Source organism: Patescibacteria group bacterium, from assembly GCA_041660565.1.
GTDB lineage: Bacteria > Patescibacteriota > UBA1384 > CAJBMM01 > CAJBMM01 > JBAZWC01.
Genome location: JBAZWC010000001.1, coordinates 218,593 through 234,063 on the forward strand (window position 1 = coordinate 218,593; position 15,471 = coordinate 234,063).

Annotated in this window: 17 protein-coding genes and 1 tRNA gene; 9 read left to right on the forward strand and 9 right to left on the reverse strand. The window is 45.1% G+C overall.

The annotated features are described in order from the left end of the window. Positions 1-61: 61 nt before the first annotated feature. Positions 62-1,144, reverse strand: coding sequence for a ribosome small subunit-dependent GTPase A (gene rsgA / locus WC773_01055; protein ID MFA6081991.1), 1,083 nt, complete (start codon positions 1,142-1,144; stop codon positions 62-64). Positions 1,145-1,230: 86 nt separating this feature from the next. Further along, a tRNA-Leu gene (locus WC773_01060) sits at positions 1,231-1,315 on the reverse strand. An 875-nt stretch (positions 1,316-2,190) separates the two neighbouring features. Here WC773_01060 and WC773_01065 point away from each other — a divergent pair. The 4 genes from WC773_01065 (at position 2,191) to WC773_01080 (ending at position 4,825) form a co-directional block, all read left to right on the forward strand. After that, complete coding sequence (locus tag WC773_01065) at positions 2,191-2,496, forward strand: hypothetical protein (protein ID MFA6081992.1); 306 nt, start codon at positions 2,191-2,193, stop codon at positions 2,494-2,496. 126 nt (positions 2,497-2,622) lie between these two features. Continuing rightward, a complete protein-coding gene (locus tag WC773_01070) occupies positions 2,623-3,414 on the forward strand; it encodes a sortase (protein MFA6081993.1) in 792 nt (263 codons plus the stop codon). A 129-nt stretch (positions 3,415-3,543) separates the two neighbouring features. Then, positions 3,544-3,894 carry a hypothetical protein gene (locus tag WC773_01075; protein ID MFA6081994.1) on the forward strand — a complete coding sequence of 117 codons (351 nt, stop codon included), beginning with the start codon at positions 3,544-3,546 and terminating at the stop codon, positions 3,892-3,894. 499 nt (positions 3,895-4,393) lie between these two features. After that, positions 4,394-4,825, forward strand: coding sequence for a hypothetical protein (locus WC773_01080; protein MFA6081995.1), 432 nt, complete (start codon positions 4,394-4,396; stop codon positions 4,823-4,825). A 276-nt stretch (positions 4,826-5,101) separates the two neighbouring features. Here the strand turns inward: WC773_01080 and gpmI (WC773_01085) are convergent, their stop codons facing one another. Genes gpmI (WC773_01085) through WC773_01095 form a run of 3 tightly spaced genes read right to left on the reverse strand, consistent with a single transcriptional unit; the run spans position 5,102 to position 9,393 of the window. Further along, positions 5,102-6,706: a 2,3-bisphosphoglycerate-independent phosphoglycerate mutase gene (gene gpmI / locus WC773_01085; GenBank protein MFA6081996.1), complete on the reverse strand. Its 1,605-nt coding sequence runs from the start codon at positions 6,704-6,706 to the stop codon at positions 5,102-5,104. A gap of 41 nt (positions 6,707-6,747) precedes the next feature. Further along, positions 6,748-8,331 (reverse strand): 2,3-bisphosphoglycerate-independent phosphoglycerate mutase, encoded by a 1,584-nt coding sequence (gene gpmI / locus WC773_01090; GenBank protein ID MFA6081997.1) that lies wholly within the window; start codon positions 8,329-8,331, stop codon positions 6,748-6,750. 18 nt (positions 8,332-8,349) lie between these two features. Then, on the reverse strand, positions 8,350-9,393 hold the full coding sequence (locus WC773_01095) for an SIS domain-containing protein (GenBank protein MFA6081998.1): 1,044 nt from the start codon (positions 9,391-9,393) through the stop codon (positions 8,350-8,352). Positions 9,394-9,561: 168 nt separating this feature from the next. On the opposite strand from WC773_01095, the gene WC773_01100 reads away from it, so the two are divergent. The 4 genes from WC773_01100 (at position 9,562) to WC773_01115 (ending at position 12,463) form a co-directional block, all read left to right on the forward strand. Next, the gene (locus WC773_01100; protein MFA6081999.1) at positions 9,562-10,398 is read left to right on the forward strand and encodes a hypothetical protein; all 837 of its coding nucleotides are present in this window, start codon (positions 9,562-9,564) and stop codon (positions 10,396-10,398) included. 99 nt (positions 10,399-10,497) lie between these two features. Beyond that, positions 10,498-10,728 (forward strand): hypothetical protein, encoded by a 231-nt coding sequence (locus WC773_01105; GenBank protein MFA6082000.1) that lies wholly within the window; start codon positions 10,498-10,500, stop codon positions 10,726-10,728. A 38-nt stretch (positions 10,729-10,766) separates the two neighbouring features. Beyond that, positions 10,767-11,507 carry a pseudouridine synthase gene (locus tag WC773_01110; protein ID MFA6082001.1) on the forward strand — a complete coding sequence of 247 codons (741 nt, stop codon included), beginning with the start codon at positions 10,767-10,769 and terminating at the stop codon, positions 11,505-11,507. Further along, a complete protein-coding gene (locus WC773_01115; GenBank protein ID MFA6082002.1) occupies positions 11,504-12,463 on the forward strand; it encodes a serine hydrolase in 960 nt (319 codons plus the stop codon). Before WC773_01110 ends, WC773_01115 begins: the two co-directional genes overlap by 4 nt. A gap of 110 nt (positions 12,464-12,573) precedes the next feature. Here the strand turns inward: WC773_01115 and rnc are convergent, their stop codons facing one another. From rnc to WC773_01135, 4 genes are read right to left on the reverse strand one after another with little or no spacing between them, the layout of a single operon-like run. Continuing rightward, the gene (gene rnc / locus WC773_01120) at positions 12,574-13,284 is read right to left on the reverse strand and encodes a ribonuclease III (protein MFA6082003.1); all 711 of its coding nucleotides are present in this window, start codon (positions 13,282-13,284) and stop codon (positions 12,574-12,576) included. 4 nt (positions 13,285-13,288) lie between these two features. Then, positions 13,289-13,798: a transcription antitermination factor NusB gene (nusB, locus tag WC773_01125; protein ID MFA6082004.1), complete on the reverse strand. Its 510-nt coding sequence runs from the start codon at positions 13,796-13,798 to the stop codon at positions 13,289-13,291. 20 nt (positions 13,799-13,818) lie between these two features. Further along, positions 13,819-14,040: a 50S ribosomal protein L32 gene (gene rpmF, locus WC773_01130; GenBank protein MFA6082005.1), complete on the reverse strand. Its 222-nt coding sequence runs from the start codon at positions 14,038-14,040 to the stop codon at positions 13,819-13,821. A 42-nt stretch (positions 14,041-14,082) separates the two neighbouring features. Beyond that, the gene (locus WC773_01135; protein MFA6082006.1) at positions 14,083-14,550 is read right to left on the reverse strand and encodes a DUF177 domain-containing protein; all 468 of its coding nucleotides are present in this window, start codon (positions 14,548-14,550) and stop codon (positions 14,083-14,085) included. A gap of 125 nt (positions 14,551-14,675) precedes the next feature. On the opposite strand from WC773_01135, the gene WC773_01140 reads away from it, so the two are divergent. Beyond that, positions 14,676-15,452, forward strand: a complete 777-nt coding sequence (locus WC773_01140) for a hypothetical protein (GenBank protein ID MFA6082007.1) — start codon at positions 14,676-14,678, stop codon at positions 15,450-15,452. Positions 15,453-15,471: the final 19 nt, after the last annotated feature.

The window sequence follows — 15,471 nt, forward strand, 5'->3', positions numbered from 1 at the left end:
GAGCCCCTGCTCGTTTTTTATCTTGTGGAGCGATTAGTACGCTCAGCGAACCAACTTACGTTTATAGATTTTGAATTTGCTCTTTGGCGTTTTTGATGAATTTTCCAAAACGATGGTCTTTTTGTTTTTTCTCTAACTCGGACAATTCATAATATTCCGACTCTTTTTTGAGACTGATAAAATTATGATATTTGCTCTCTTCCAGACTACCCAATTTTACGGCGTCTAATACATTACACCCGGGTTCTTGAGTGTGCGTACAATCCGCATACTTGCATTGTTTAGATAATGAAATAATCTGATCAAAAACATTATCTACGCTGACACTTGAATTTGTCAGCCCTACCTCTCTCATTCCGGGATTGTCTATTACAATCGCGCCGCTATCAAGAAAATACATATCTCTGCCCGTGGTTGTGTGCCTACCCCGGCCAGTGCGAGTATCAATACCCTGGGTGTCAATGACTTCTTTACCAATTAACTTGTTGATTAAAGACGATTTCCCGACTCCCGATGATCCGAGAAAACAATACGTTCTACCTTTGATTAAATAATTTTTTAGCTCGTCTAGCCCGTTGCCGAGATAATTGCTGGTTTGAATCAAATCAATATCGTTAAATCGATCTTTAATTTGATTTATCTTGAGTTCCAATTCAGATTCCGGAGCTAAATCAATCTTATTGATGATAATCGCCGGCTTTGCGCCACCATCACTGACTATTGCTAAGTATCGTTCAATGCGATTAAGGCTAAAATCTTGATCAATAGAGGTGACTAAGAACGCCACATCAATGTTGGTTGCGATTATTTGTATATCATTATTCCCGCTGGCTTTTCTCTTAATCATGGAGATTCTGGGAAGCACTTGGTTGATCACTGCTTTTGAGTCGCCTGCATCCGAAAAACTGACCCAATCGCCTACAGCCGGGTAGTCTTCTCTGGACTGAGCGTTAAATATCCGCTTTCCGGTAATTTTCGCGAAATATTCCCCTGTAGTATTTATGATTTGATAGGCACCTTTGTGTTCCGCAACTACTCGCGCAACCTGAAGGTTATTTTTGGTTTGAGCACTGTGTTCAAGCTGGGAATAATGTTGATAACCAAAATCAATGCTTCGGTTGATATTATGATTAATTTTCGTCATGTTATTAACGCGATCAGTATTTTAAAGTCATATTTACCACGTTTATCGTGGTGGAACGCTGAGCGTTCCTATTACCACGCTTAGCGTGGTGGGCGAGGAGGGAGTTGAACCCACACACCTTACGGTACACGATTTTGAGTCGTGCGCGTCTGCCAGTTCCGCCACTCGCCCATTGTTATTATTATACTAGAAAATTTGTAAAAAGTATAGATTGAATCAAAAATATAAGAGGTAGGCGACAAGATGTCGCCTACCCTTGTGGCATGACAGTGATCAGCTCCGAATTCGGCATCGATACCTCTTGGTTCGATCGATCTCCGTTGACTTCACCAGGCCATGCATCTCCGCGCACGATTTGGCCTGAAGGAATACCGGAAGATCCTCGAACTCAACGACACGAAGATTCATGACCGGCATGCTGCCCCTGCAGTACATATCCTCTACTTCAGGGCCGTAATCGACGATTTCCTGTGGAACTATCACTAGCTCAACGATAGCGCCCTCGGGAATCCAATTCCCGCAATCTGCGTATGGCATGGTCGTTCTCCTTTGCGAACAAACGACAGAGTAGTGTTAGCGCAATAATATTCTACCACATTGCGCCGAATATGTACATATTGACACATGGCAACGATATCAGTATAATTGTGGGGATGGTTTCCAATCTCATTTCGACGGAGGGGGCGATGGGAGTAACATGCGATCGGGTTGACGAGGAAGGTGCAATCGCAATCCTCGGCGAGGATAACGTTGTACTTCCTCGAATGTGTGGGGTTTCTGCAGACGCTGTGGTGGATATCCCGTTTACGGCTGACGCACTGCGCCGGTGCCAACAGGATAACCTGGGAGGATTATCTGACTGGCGGTTGGTGTGTGTGAGAGGCTACTCACTGCTTGAGATGGTCAAGGTATTCCGGGTTAGCACGACGGGGCGCGACTGCTTCGAAGGCTCCGAGGGGTACGACTGGTGGTTTCGGAAGTCGTGGGCAACGCGGTTGGGAGAGCCGGGCTACCATCTGATCGATTTCACCCTGCGATTCGGTGGGATGTGCCTGGACTCTCGGTGCAAGCGTATTTCGGAAATGAGCGGTGTTCATGTACCTGACACCGCCGAGCTATCCGAAGCGATGCTGAGAGCGGCTCGCTGTTCAAACCCCAGGCAGCTACCTCACGACCGAGAGCATGGTGAGTTTCACGTCGGCAGCTTTACCGTGCCGTTTGGCCCGAGTAGCGCGTTCAGGCGGGTGTGGAGCGGACTCAACATTAACGCTCGGTACGTCGTTACGGAAGAGGTTGGCATGGGGGTGTTCACAAACGTCGGGGTATACCTGGCGAAGGACCGCAACTGCTGAGACTGCAAGCGATAGGGCGACGGCTAACAAGCTGCCGCCCTAACATATATTCCAGATTGTCATGGTCATACCTTGACAAAGTATGATCGATTATGCTATAATATAGTTGTCAGTGAGGAACGTAATTTGAACACACAGACAATTTCAACTAAAGATCTAATTTTAACCGAAGATGATGTTCGTCGGCTGATTTTTGGTGCCAAGACTGGTCATCAACGTAAACCGTTGAAAATTAATAAATATATCAAAAATGTGGCTCTGCTATTCATTTTGTTTGCCGCTGTCTTTATCGCCTTAAATTCCCCTGCTTATTATATGAAAGCCAAATTTATTTACCAAAACAACTTTGTTTCGCAAAAACAAACCCAAAATACCAGCATCAATGCACCGGTAATTACCTCTGGTACCGGTTCGGCCAGCACATCAACTACAAATGCTGCGGGCATTACTAACGTACTAGCCGACAACTATTTATACATTGATCGTATTAGCCTTGCTGCGCCGATTATTTGGGATGTTGCAGACGATAACGCCAGCCAGCTTAAAAATCTGCAAAATGGGGTGATAGATTTGGCCGGGCAAGCTAAACCGGGTCAAAACGGCAATATCTTTATTGTTGGTCATAGTTCGTACTCAATTTTTGCCAAAGGACATTACAAAACCGTATTTGCTTTGCTACCAGAGTTGGTTGTGGGCGATAAAATTACTATCACATATCAAAATCAAACATATAAATATGTTGTTACAGCTACAAAAGTGGTTAACCCCAACGATGTCAGTATTCGTGAGAATACCGCAGATCAAACTTTAACTCTAATGACATGTGTTCCGGTGGGCACAAACCTAAACCGTTTGGCAGTAATTGCCAAACCGGTAAACGCCAGTGTTTCATCCAATTTGTTACCATTGGTTAAGTAACTTAGGCCTCCTAGGTTGCTTATGGGTATGGGCAATAACACCAAATAGGTGTTTTTTGTTGCTTATTTGCGTAAAATTTTGTATAATAGCGAAAGCGTATCATCTTGCTCATGGGGAGGTGAGAACAAAGTGTCAGATGAAGTGCGAATGGGTGTGCATCCTGATCCAGAGGTGCAGGCGGCAATTGTTGCACTGGAAGAGGCACTGGATGCAACTCGCCATATCTCGCGAGGGCATATTCTTACTGTCAATTGGGGCGATCGTGGTGGATTCGTCCTTGCGGCCGGAGGTCTGTGTCTTACGAGATATCAGCGAGTAACGTCACAATCGCTCGGAAACAGGCTGCACATTGCCGTCACTAGCCTAAACAACGCCATACTGGCCGATAGGAGTGCCACCGGGCGCGGTGCTGAGGTTGTTATCAAGCTGTCGAGTGGACAGGAGTACCGTTCGAGCAACGGTGTGACTTGCACCGGCTAGTTGTTGATGGCAGGTTGGACTCGTGGCCGTCGGAAAGTTCGACGGCCATTCATTTTACATATTTTTAGTTAGTTCAGGTAATAAACTATTTCCGGTCATATCCGGTCATAATATTCGGGGTCTAATTTGGTTTAGCCGTGGCGCATCTTGACATATCTCAAAATATATGCTACAATACAGTATAACAATTAGGCTAGGCTCAAACTTAATCTAATCGTGACTGGACATTAACAACTATATATACCGCCTCAAGAGAGGATAAATCGTGCACAAGCATCGTGTAACGCTTTGTTCTCTCTCGAGGCGGTAACTCCCGCCCGAACGGCCGTGGCAGGTTGAATAAGTTTCATTCTGACGCCGAATGCTACGGGGAATGCCCTTTAAGGGCCACTAGGACGGGAGCATGTGGCGCTCCCAAATCCGATTTCATCCAGAATCTCTGGGAAAGCGGAATCACACGCCACAATCAGTTTTTCAGCCCCTGGGAGGGGGCAAAATAGTGGAAACGAAAACCCTGGCGAACGCAGTTGACGAGTTCGCCGAAATGGCGGCACGAGCAAGCGCGCCGCCTGTAGTGAAACCCGAGCCGATCTGGCTTGTGTGCCTCGAGTCCATGTTCGGCAGCGCCGCAATCGGCACCGCCGAGATCGTCGAGCGACTCCGGGCGGAGTTCTCTGTCCGGGAGCTGGACTTCAGAGGCACGTGCCGTGGGTGTACCCCCGACGTGTCGTTTAGCGAGGGATACTACTCCACTGTGCACGGTGAGATGGAGTACTACCGGTGGAGTACCCTTCGAATCGGCGACGAAGTCGATTACGACGGCCGCACATGGGTCGTCGTTCACAATGTGGGGAAGAGTGGCAACATGTGCTGCCCCGCCACTCACAAGCTAGTTCTTGTCCCTGTCGATGAACTCCATGGCAGGGCCTAGGCACCCCGAGGGAGGACGGCAGTACGCCGTCCCCCTCCTATCCCAGAATTCACTAGTTCTCTAATGAATTGTGGTGGTGGGAATAGATTAAAAACAAACAACCCTGTCTAATTTGACAGGGTTGTTTGTTTATCTGAGCCCAATATTCTTGTTAGATGAGATGAACGGGACGATAACTGTATCCTAACGGTTCATGCTAACGGGAGGACATCCTCCTTCGCGCAAGGCTACGGGAGGACATGTGAGTCCTCCCCTACGTAGGTCGTAAAACCCAATTTAACTTTTTGTGAGTTCGGGTAATAAACTATTTCCGGTCATATCGGCCGGTTTGGGTAGGCCTAGAAGCTCCAGAACCGTTGGAGCAACGTCTGCCAGCGTGTGCTCGGATTGCATAATATCAGCTAAAATATTTTGTTGATCCGGGGTTGTAGCGGGAGCAGATAAAGTGTGATCTCGGCTAATCATAATAAACGGCACCGGATTAACTGTGTGCATAGTTTCAGTTTTTTGATCTCGATGGAGACCGATCATTTGTTCTGCATGACCATGATCAGCGGTAATTAACACTACATTATTTTGATTTAAGGCCAGCTCAATTACCCGTTTTACCTGTTTATCAATCACTTGAACGGCAACCGAGGTGGCGGTGATGTCACCGGTATGGCCGACCATATCTACATTGGCGTAATTTGCCACAATAAATTGATACTTTTGCTCTTTCATATTTGCCAGTAACTTGTTGGTCATTGGCTCCGCCGACATTTCCGGCGCCTGATTATAAGTAACCACATCTGGCGATGGCACAATAATGCGGTCTTCACCCGGATACGGTTCTTCGCGGCCACCGTTAAAAAAGAAGGTAACGTGAGCATATTTCTCACTTTCGGCAATGTGGAATTGCTTGAATCCGGCCTCAGAAATAAGTTTACCAAGGGTGTTTTGAATTTGGATTGGCTCAAAAAGTACCGGCATTGGAACTGGCAAACGATAGCTGGTAATTCCGGCGTAAAAGATATTTTTGGGTGGTTTAAAAAATAATCCCAATTTTTGTTCACCCAGAAATACCTTGGCCAATTGTCTAGACCTGTCGGCGCGGAAGTTAAAACAAACAACAGCATCGTTATCGTGGACCGTGTAAATCTGGTTATTATCAGTAATTACGCATGATGGGAAAAATTCATCCTCAAACCCTTTGCGATACATAGTTGATATCGCTTGCTCAGCTGTTGGAAATCTTTCACCAATTCCATCTACCATCGCTTTATACGCTACGGCTGTTCTGGACCAATGGTTGTCTCTGTCTAGCGAATAAAACCGACCGACAATCGAGGCAATTTTACCCAGATTATTAGTCTTTAATTTGTTCTCTAATTGGCTAATAAAATTAAATGCCGAGGTGGTGCCGCTGTCACGACCATCAAGAGTGATATGAAAATAAGTTTTAGTGATGTTATTCTTTTTGGCGAAATCGGCTAACGCAAGAGCGTGATCGATGTGTGAGTGCACGCCACCATCTGATAGCAAGCCGTAGATATGTAGCGCTGAATCATATTTTTTGATTTGCTCATTAATTTTTAACAACGTTGGATTGTTCATAAACGATCCGTCATTGATAGAATTTCCAATGCGAGTCATATCTTGAAACACCACTCTACCGGTGCCGATACTAGAGTGCCCGATCTCGGAGTTCCCTACTTTTCCACTTGGTCCGACCACCTTTTTGAATGCTTGCAAAATTGTATGAGGATATGTGCGCCAATACAAATTCATAATGTCGGGGTTGTTCATAGTGATGGCGTTGCCGCCCCAACTAGGACTAATCCCCCATCCATCTAAAATTAGCAATACAACTGATTGGGCTGTTTTTGGATTGTTTGGCATATAATTATTATATATCAAACCAATGAAAATGACTAAACCGACTAACTTTCGGAACTTTGCGAAATTAAACTATTAAGTACCATTGTTTTTGGTTTAATGATTCCGATAATTTGTAACACAGTTGGGGCTACATTACCCAAACATCCACCTTCAACAAGCTGTATTTTGGCCAATTCGTGATCCTTTGTGGCAACAATAAGCGGTACCGGATTGTTGGTATGCTCGGTATCTGGCAGACCAGATTCTGGATTCACCATCTCCTCTGCGTTTCCATGATCAGCGGTTACTACCATCGTTCCATTCACTTTTTGTACCGCTTTCCAAATTTGGTCTATGCATTTGTCTATGGTTTCTACTGCAGTAATGGTGGCACGAATATCGCCCGTGTGGCCTACCATATCGGCATTGGCAAAGTTAATAACATAAAAATTGTATTTATTGGCGTTTAATTGCTCAAGAATTGCTTTAGTGATAGGTTTAGCAGACATTTCTGGCGACTTGTTGTAGGTTGCAACCTTAGGTGACGGGATTAATAATCGATTTTCCGAAGCGACCGGCGACTCCGCGCCACCGTTAAAGAAATAAGTCACGTGAGCGTACTTTTCGGTTTCTGCAACGTGAAACTGATGTAATCCAGCCTCTGCAACACATTCAGCCAGTGATTTATCCACTGGTTCGGGATTAAACGCAACAGATACCGGTAAGCCGGTTTGATATGAGGTAAAAGTGATGATATTTAGTTTGGGAATGCTCGATTCTTTTTTAAACGCGGCATCTTTCTGGCAAAACGCTTTAACTATTTGTCTCATTCGGTCTGAGCGAAAGTTATAGCAAATCACTAAATCTCCGTCAGACATTTTGGTCAGATTTTCTTTTTTATCTCGTACCACCATTGGTTCGATAAATTCGTCGATGATACCTTCTTTGTAGCTTTTCGAAATGGCGTCCACCGGATCATCAACCATCTTGCCTTGCCCAAACACCATGGCTTGATACGCTTTCTCGGTACGTTCCCATCTATTGTCTCGGTCCATGGCGTAATATCGCCCACTTATGGTGGCTAAATGGGCATTACTGTGGTTACTTTTAAGAAATTGCTCCAAATGTCTAACAAACTGAATTGCGCTAGTTGGCTCGGTGTCACGCCCGTCTGTTAGCGCATGAATTGCTACTTTTTCCGCTTTTAATATCTTACATAGCTCGATTAGGGCAAATAAATGATTGATGTGACCGTGTACTCCTCCATCAGATAAAATTCCCACCAGATGGATGGTTTTCTTTGCTTTAATGGCTTTTACGATGCCATCAACTAAAACTGGGTTAGAAAAAAAGTGACGATTTTTAATTTCATCATCAATTAGCGGTAAAAATTGTTTCACTACCTTTCCGGCGCCGATATTTAAGTGGCCGACTTCGGAATTTCCCATTACCCCACGAGGCAAACCAACGGCCTGCTCGGACGCTTTGAGCTGAGTGTGAGGCATAGTACGCCACAGATCGTTCATCACCGGAGTTTTGGCCATGGCAATCGCATTTCCACCCCAAGACGGCGCGATTCCCCATCCGTCTAAAATGATTAGTAATAGCGGCAAATGTTGAAATTGCTCTTTAACCGGTTCTGCCAAATTCCCCTCCTAAAAACCTTATATCAATTTTTTCTTTAAATTCTCGATTCGGTCCATTTCCACCGGATCTTCGCCGTTTAATAACGCCAAATAATAGCTTACATAATCACCAAAAATAATCTGCGCCAACATTAGCCCTAATTTTGAATTGATTTGATCGAATGTCGGGTTTAACACCAAAGCACCGGCGGCGCTAAACTCATCGCCGACCAATTTAACGCGCTTGCGATTTTGGGGATGATCAAAATGGGAATCTAAAAAGATGACAGCCGAAGATTTGACAATATCCAATGGCAATTTATATCCCAAATACATGTTGTGGCACATCTCTGGCATTGGTTCAATAAATGCCACAATTTTGGCATTTTCGTTAAGCTGGCCTTTCCAACGCGTGCCAACGGCAAACGAAAATCCGCTACCAACCACAAAAACCATTTTATCAACTAGCTTTTGGGCAAATTCTGCTGTTTCGGCTTTCATTTTTTCTACCGGCCAATGGGCTAGCACCTCGGTTACGGCGCCATCAATTAATGTCTTTGGATTATCTGAATCAGGCAAAAAATGCGCCTTGAGCATTACCCCATACGCGATACCAAGCGTGTATGGCAGACCTACTCGGGGAGCTACCGGATACGTAAATTGCAACAGTGAAATATGGTATTGTTTTGCCCATTCTGCCAGTTTGCCACCGGTGGTAATGCAAACCATTGGGCAACCAAGTGCGCGCGCTTCCTCTGCCGCCGACAGCGTTTCTTCGGTATTACCGGAGAAGCTGGTCACACACACCGCATCGGTTGCGTTAACGTATGGAGGTAAATGATAGTCAGATACTACCTCAACCGGCACCTTGCCATCGGTTTTGGCTAAAGTCGAAAGAATTGTATATCCCATTCCAGACCCGCCCATACCTAGGCCAATCACCCTTTTGGCGTTCATAAATTCTTTAGTTGGCTCAAAACCATAACCAATTTGTGCCGCTTTTTTAAACTCCGGTAGAAATTCATCGATTCGCGCCAGCATATTGCTGGAATCGTGTTTTTGGGCAAGAGAGTCGTAGTCCATAATTCATCTCCTAATTATAGGATAAGCATAGCACAATAATTACCCCGATTCCAATTGGATTAATTGGAGTGATTTTGGTAAATTGGTTAGAAATTATTGTAAAATTGCCGTTTTCTGGTATAATTTGGACTAGTCATAGCACCACCACAACTTAACTCCCGGGAGGAGATGATGGAAACGGTTAGGCCGCATCGCGAAATCTGCGTCACCGGTACAAAAACGATCGATCAGCTTTTCAAGGTCGCCGCTGAGTTTGTAAAGGCTCGGGCGGTTCGCGCATGTGCTACATCGAGCTTGATCGATCAAAGACTCGTAATTGGCGTGTTAGCCAGCTCAAAGACATTGCGGGGTCTGGCAAACCACTGGCCAATGCGGTATCCACGATGCGACACACTGAAGAGGTTGTTTGCCCTGGGCTGTCATGCTGCTGAAATGCGGTTGCATCTGAACATCTCTGACACGGATCGGCTGGTAGAGGAAGTCGAGTTGGCACATTGGATGTGCGGCGAAAGGCTGTCCGGTATCCAGCTGAATATGTGCTGGCCGCCGGAGTACTTGCTCACGGAGCTGCACCGGAGGCGGCCGGAAACGGATCTGCTGTTGCAGATTGGCGCGAACGCGTTACTCGAGTTCGAGGCGACGCATGGTGGCGCCATCCCGTTCTATGACGTTAAATGCATTGTTGCCCGTGTTGGGCAGTACGGCTCCAGCATTAATCGGGTATTGCTTGACCCGAGTGGTGGTTGCGGCGTCCCGATGAATGTGGACCGCCTGCGACCGGTTGTCGAGGGGTTGAACCACGCATTCCCCAACCTAGGCATCGGAGTTGCCGGTGGGCTGTGCGCCGAGACACTGCTGTCCATCGCGCCGCTGATCGAAGCCTGTCCAACGCTGAGCATCGATGCCGAGGGGCGTCTGCGCAATCCGGACACCGACGAGCTGGATATGGGCCGTGTCGAAGGCTATCTGACCGCAGCTTTCGACCTGTTCTACCCTCAAGCGTGATCAACACACTGCCGCCTTGCCCGGTTCGGGTAAGGCGGCTTAAATTTATCTATTGCATAAGAAAATCTTATCCTTTACCATAAAGTAAAGGAGAAAAATATGTTTTATCGACACCCACGGGAAAAGAACTTTTTGGATGTGGCCATGGCGTTTATCGTCGTTGGTGCGTTCATTTTAACCTACGGAATTATCCAATGGGGAGTAAACGTTGGCAATTCCGAGGTTGTGTACAATTTGCCATCGGAGAAAATCATTGGTGGCTTGGTGGTAATGGGTTTGGGCTACATTCAATTGCAATTAGAACTGATCCGATCTCGCAATAACAAGTAAAGTGTGCTAAAATACACTCAAATTGTTAAATATATATTATGAGACTAAATCGATACATCGCCTCATCTGGTTTATGTTCGCGACGCAAGGCAGACGAGCTTATTCAATCTGGCAAAGTTCGAGTTAACGGTGTAATATCCGAAGATTTTGTGGATGTTAATGTTGGTAGCGATAAGATTGAGTATTTGACTGCGCCAAATGTTTGGGCTGAGCTAAAATTAGATCAAGAATTGGTGGTTTATGCCTTAAATAAACCGCTGGATTACGTTTGTAGCGCATTAGATGCTCACAACGCCAAATTAGTGATAGATTTGGTGCCAAAAACCGCACGCGTCTTTCCGGTTGGCCGGCTAGATAAAGATAGCACCGGCCTGCTATTACTGACCAATGATGGAGATTTGACCAACAAACTGACTAGTCCGGCACAGCATATTCAGAAAACGTATTTGGTTAAATGTCATATTCCGCCAAACTATAATCGGTCGCAACTCAAGCTAAACTTAAAGAAGCTATCTACCGGCATTGTTTTAGATGGATATCCTACCCTGCCGGCAAAAATTAAGCTAAGAGAAGAGCTGAATGATGACCACATCTTGTTTGAGATGACGTTATTTGAGGGGAAAAACCGACAAATTCGCCGAATGTGTCAAAAAATCGGATTGAATGTGGTTGAGCTTTCGCGCGTATCGATTGGCGGGCTTCAGTTATCCGACCTTAAAATTGACGTGGGGCATTATATTAAGTTAAACAATAATCAAATTAAACTATTATTGAAATGATGCACAAACTCTTGCTTGTAATATCCGTATTCATAACCGCCTTTATTAGCCCGGCGGTTTCATCGCATTTTGATCAACGTATGATTATCAAAACGCCGGTTATTCATATTAATCCCCCTATAATCTCTACACCGGCAATTATTCCGACTCTGGGTAAACTAGATACCTTATCAATTTTAGCCCAGAGTTATTTGGTGTATGAGCCGTCAACTGCCACCGTGCTGGTTGAAAAAAACGGGTACACTAAAAGACCAACCGCCAGTACTATCAAAATTATGACCGCGGTTTTGACCATCGAAAACAAGAAAATGGAGGAAGTAATAACGGTTTCGCCTCTTGCCGCGTCTCAACCGGGGTCAACTGCCGGGCTTAAAGCGGGTGAAAAAATTACGGTTGAAAACGCGCTTTATGGGTTATTATTAAATTCGGGCAACGATTGCGCCTGGGCGTTGGCTGAATACGTTGGGGGTACCGAAGAGCGTTTTGTCGAGATGATGAATGTGCGGGGCAAAAGTCTTGGCCTAACCACGTTTCATGCTAACGACCCGGCCGGATTAGATGAGTCAGCCACAACCGGCACCTACGCTTCCCCGTTTGACATTGCCAAACTGCTTAGCTATGCCATGAAATATCCGGCTTTGTCAAAAATTATGACCACAAAGAACTATACTCTTTATAATACCAGTGGGAAGAACGCTCGCATTTTATTAAACTCGAATCGATTTATTCAAAATGATGACAATCGCATTATTGGGGGCAAAACCGGTACCGGGTCAAATATCAGTGTTGGGGGTGCCGGTCACGTGCTGGTAGTAGCGGCAAAACAAGACGGATACACCATCATTGCCATTGTGGACGGTACAACCATAGACAGTAATACTGCGTCATATGACCAGCTGAAGATACTGCTAGATTTTACATTTGCCAACATTGTTCCAACCACCAAAACTTGGTAACGGAGTAAGCACGAAACTCGAAATACGGAGCACGAAACAAGCACCAAAATCTCAAATCACAATTTTTAATTTTTAAATTTCGGATTTATAATTTGTTTCGAATTTCGAAATTAGTGCTTCGAGTTTTCGGAATTGAGGTACTCAATACCGGCAACAGCTGCTTGGATTTGAGCTAACTGTTTAGAGTTCCCCTGGCCGGTACCAATTTGTTTATCGTTTAGGTATACACCAACTGTAAATATTTTTTGATGGTCTGGCCCTTGTTCGTCTAGCACCTTATAGTTTGGCGTAATGCCGTGTTTTTCTTGGGTGATTTCTTGCAGCTGACTTTTAGGATCAATGTGCTGGCCGCTTTGTAAAATTGTATCTAAATGCACTAAGACGAATTTGGCAATAAACTGTTTGATCGGTTCGTACCCCCCATCTAAGAACATCGCCCCAATTAAAGCCTCAAAAGCGTTAGCTAAAATTAGTTGTTTGGCTTTTCCACCGCTTTTTGCCTCACCATGGCTTAAATACATCAAATCGCCAAAACCGATATTTTCGGAAATTTCGGCTAAGTGCTGACCACGAACCAGCGCCGAACGCCAGTTGGTTAGTTCGCCTTCCGGTTTGTTATATTTTAAATATAAATATTCGGTAACCACTAATTCCAAAACGGCATCACCCAAAAATTCAAGCCGCTCGTTGTTCTCCAAACCCAACTGTCTATTTTCATTTAATGCTGAGCGGTGAATAAAAACACGCTGCAATAAATTGCGGTCACTAAAAGTGTAACCAATTTGAGTTTCTAGGGCATCAAAATTACGTTCTGGGAGCATGATATTACCTTATTTCATCATCGGGCATAACGTGGGCGGTTATTGGTAGTGGATCTGGCTCAACTTCGGAGTCAATAGTTTTAAGAATTTCTTCAACTTCCGGTTCTTTTGGAATGTCGCTTGAGCGATATAATGTGCCAAGTACTCCATTAATAAATTTGCTTGAATTATCGGACCCGAACGATTTTGCCAATTCAACCGCTTCGTTAATAACCACTTTTGCCGGCACCGAACGATCGATTATTAGTTCGTATGTCGCAAGGCGCAAAATGGTTTTGTCGATAACCGCAACCTGGTCAAGTGGCCAGTCTGGAGCGGATTTTTGGATCAAATCATCAATCTTCTCGATATTTGCCACAATCCCATTAACCATTGGTACAATATATTCTTTGTCGGTAATAGCATCAAATTGGCTGATGTTTCTTAAAGCGACTTGTTCAATATCTTGGTCGCGACGAAAATCCCATTCGTATACAGATTGCATTACGATGGTTCGGGATAAATGTCGATTCATTTCAAGCCCCTTAAGGTAATTTATTTATCTGTTTTAGGTGCGGTTTCAGTGGCGGCCGGGGTGGCTTCAACTTTCGCTACTACCTGTTTGCCGCGATATTGACCACAATTTTCGCAAACAGCATGAGATTGTCTAGGCGCGTGACAGTTTGGGCAAAACATTACTGTAGGCAGAGTTGCACTTAGCTGGCTGCGTCTGGTGCCTGAGCGCATGTGCGACATTCGTTTTTTTGGCATTGCCATGGTGTTATTCCTTTTCTTCTATATTACATGATTTTGGTTATTTTAGCTAGTTTTGTGAGTGTGATTTGGGTTGCTATTTAGGTCTATGCCGCATTCGGGGCAAAGTCCGCGGCAATCTGTTTTACATACTGGATATTCAGTCAGATCCAAGGCGGTTGTATCAATGATAGCTTGTGTTAGGTTAATAGTATCATCGCTATGAATTTGATAATTTAGGTCATCGTTATTGCGGCTATATTCATATTGATCCGATGAGTCAATTTTTTGTTCAATCTCTTTTTGACATTTGATACAAACAGTTTGATAACTTGTCGTTGTTGCTAATGAAAGATCGAGCACTGGATAATTATTCGTCCACTCGAGGTTGACACCAATTGGGCCAATTAAATCCAATCCAACCAATTTCGAACCAATTAATTGGTTGATCTCAATCTGATCAGCCGCACTCTCACCCTTTGGCAAGCGAGTAAACTGGTTGATGTGATAATGTTCTAATGATTGTTTTACCATAATACCGATATTATAACACAAAATATTCTATTATTACAATAGTAACTCAAAAAATATAGACAAGAGTATAATAATCATATATAATATCATCAGCATTTCACGGCTACGTCTCAAGGGAGAAATGAGTGCGACAATACATCGAAGTGGTTGGGATTTCGTCCGTCGAAGAGGCGCACTGCGTTGTGGAGCATTATCACAACGCACGACCAATTGGTTCGGAGATTATTCTGAGGCTTGGAATAGTGGCAAAACCTAACTTGGTTGGTGTCCAGCGAGACGAGCAGATCACCCATGCCGTCTGCAACCAGTGCTTGTGTTGGTCCGATGTTGACGTGTGCATGCACTGGTACGATCAAACCGGGGCGCCTACCGACCTGATGGCAGTCGTTACCGGTACGTACGCGGTTGCAGGGTTCAACCTCAGTCATTTGCAACTCGACATACCTGAACTTCCTGACCCGGGTTTGCTAGGTACTGCGGTTCACGCGACGCGCAGCAATGGCTTACGGGTGGTGCTGTCACTTGGCTGTAATCAGCTGTTAGACAATGGGTACGACAGCGATGAGCCCGACTACGGCCCGTTGATAGAACGTCTGTCTGAATATGCGACCGATGGTTATGTTGACCAGCTAGTGATAAAGCCCGGGTGGCTCGGAAACAAAGTAAACCTACGTTTACTGATACAGGCTGTTCGGGAGCTATATCCACGGTGGGGTGTCACCATATTCGACGGGCTTGTATTACCGACCGCGATAGGTGAGGTCAGAGAGCTTGCCATGGAGTTCGGCGGTGTCTCTGTCTCCGCGCACCATCAGCTGTTTGCCTGTCCGGGAGGCCCGGAGCTGTCAGAAACGCGGGTATTGTGCTTTATCCAGGAGGGGTTGCGTGTTCTGGGCACCTAGTCGTTACGTCCAATTCGCC

Excerpts from the sequence above, each read along its gene's own strand:
- rsgA (MFA6081991.1), bottom strand. The coding sequence starts at position 1,144 with ATGACGAAAATTAATCATAATATCAACCGAAGCATTGATTTTGGTTAT.
- WC773_01065 (MFA6081992.1), top strand. The coding sequence starts at position 2,191 with ATGTGCCTGGACTCTCGGTGCAAGCGTATTTCGGAAATGAGCGGTGTT.
- gpmI (MFA6081996.1), bottom strand. The coding sequence starts at position 6,706 with ATGCCAAACAATCCAAAAACAGCCCAATCAGTTGTATTGCTAATTTTA.
- WC773_01095 (MFA6081998.1), bottom strand. The coding sequence starts at position 9,393 with ATGGACTACGACTCTCTTGCCCAAAAACACGATTCCAGCAATATGCTG.
- WC773_01100 (MFA6081999.1), top strand. The coding sequence starts at position 9,562 with ATGATGGAAACGGTTAGGCCGCATCGCGAAATCTGCGTCACCGGTACA.
- WC773_01105 (MFA6082000.1), top strand. The coding sequence starts at position 10,498 with ATGTTTTATCGACACCCACGGGAAAAGAACTTTTTGGATGTGGCCATG.
- WC773_01110 (MFA6082001.1), top strand. The coding sequence starts at position 10,767 with ATGAGACTAAATCGATACATCGCCTCATCTGGTTTATGTTCGCGACGC.
- WC773_01115 (MFA6082002.1), top strand. The coding sequence starts at position 11,504 with ATGATGCACAAACTCTTGCTTGTAATATCCGTATTCATAACCGCCTTT.
- rnc (MFA6082003.1), bottom strand. The coding sequence starts at position 13,284 with ATGCTCCCAGAACGTAATTTTGATGCCCTAGAAACTCAAATTGGTTAC.
- nusB (MFA6082004.1), bottom strand. The coding sequence starts at position 13,798 with ATGAATCGACATTTATCCCGAACCATCGTAATGCAATCTGTATACGAA.
- rpmF (MFA6082005.1), bottom strand. The coding sequence starts at position 14,040 with ATGGCAATGCCAAAAAAACGAATGTCGCACATGCGCTCAGGCACCAGA.
- WC773_01135 (MFA6082006.1), bottom strand. The coding sequence starts at position 14,550 with ATGGTAAAACAATCATTAGAACATTATCACATCAACCAGTTTACTCGC.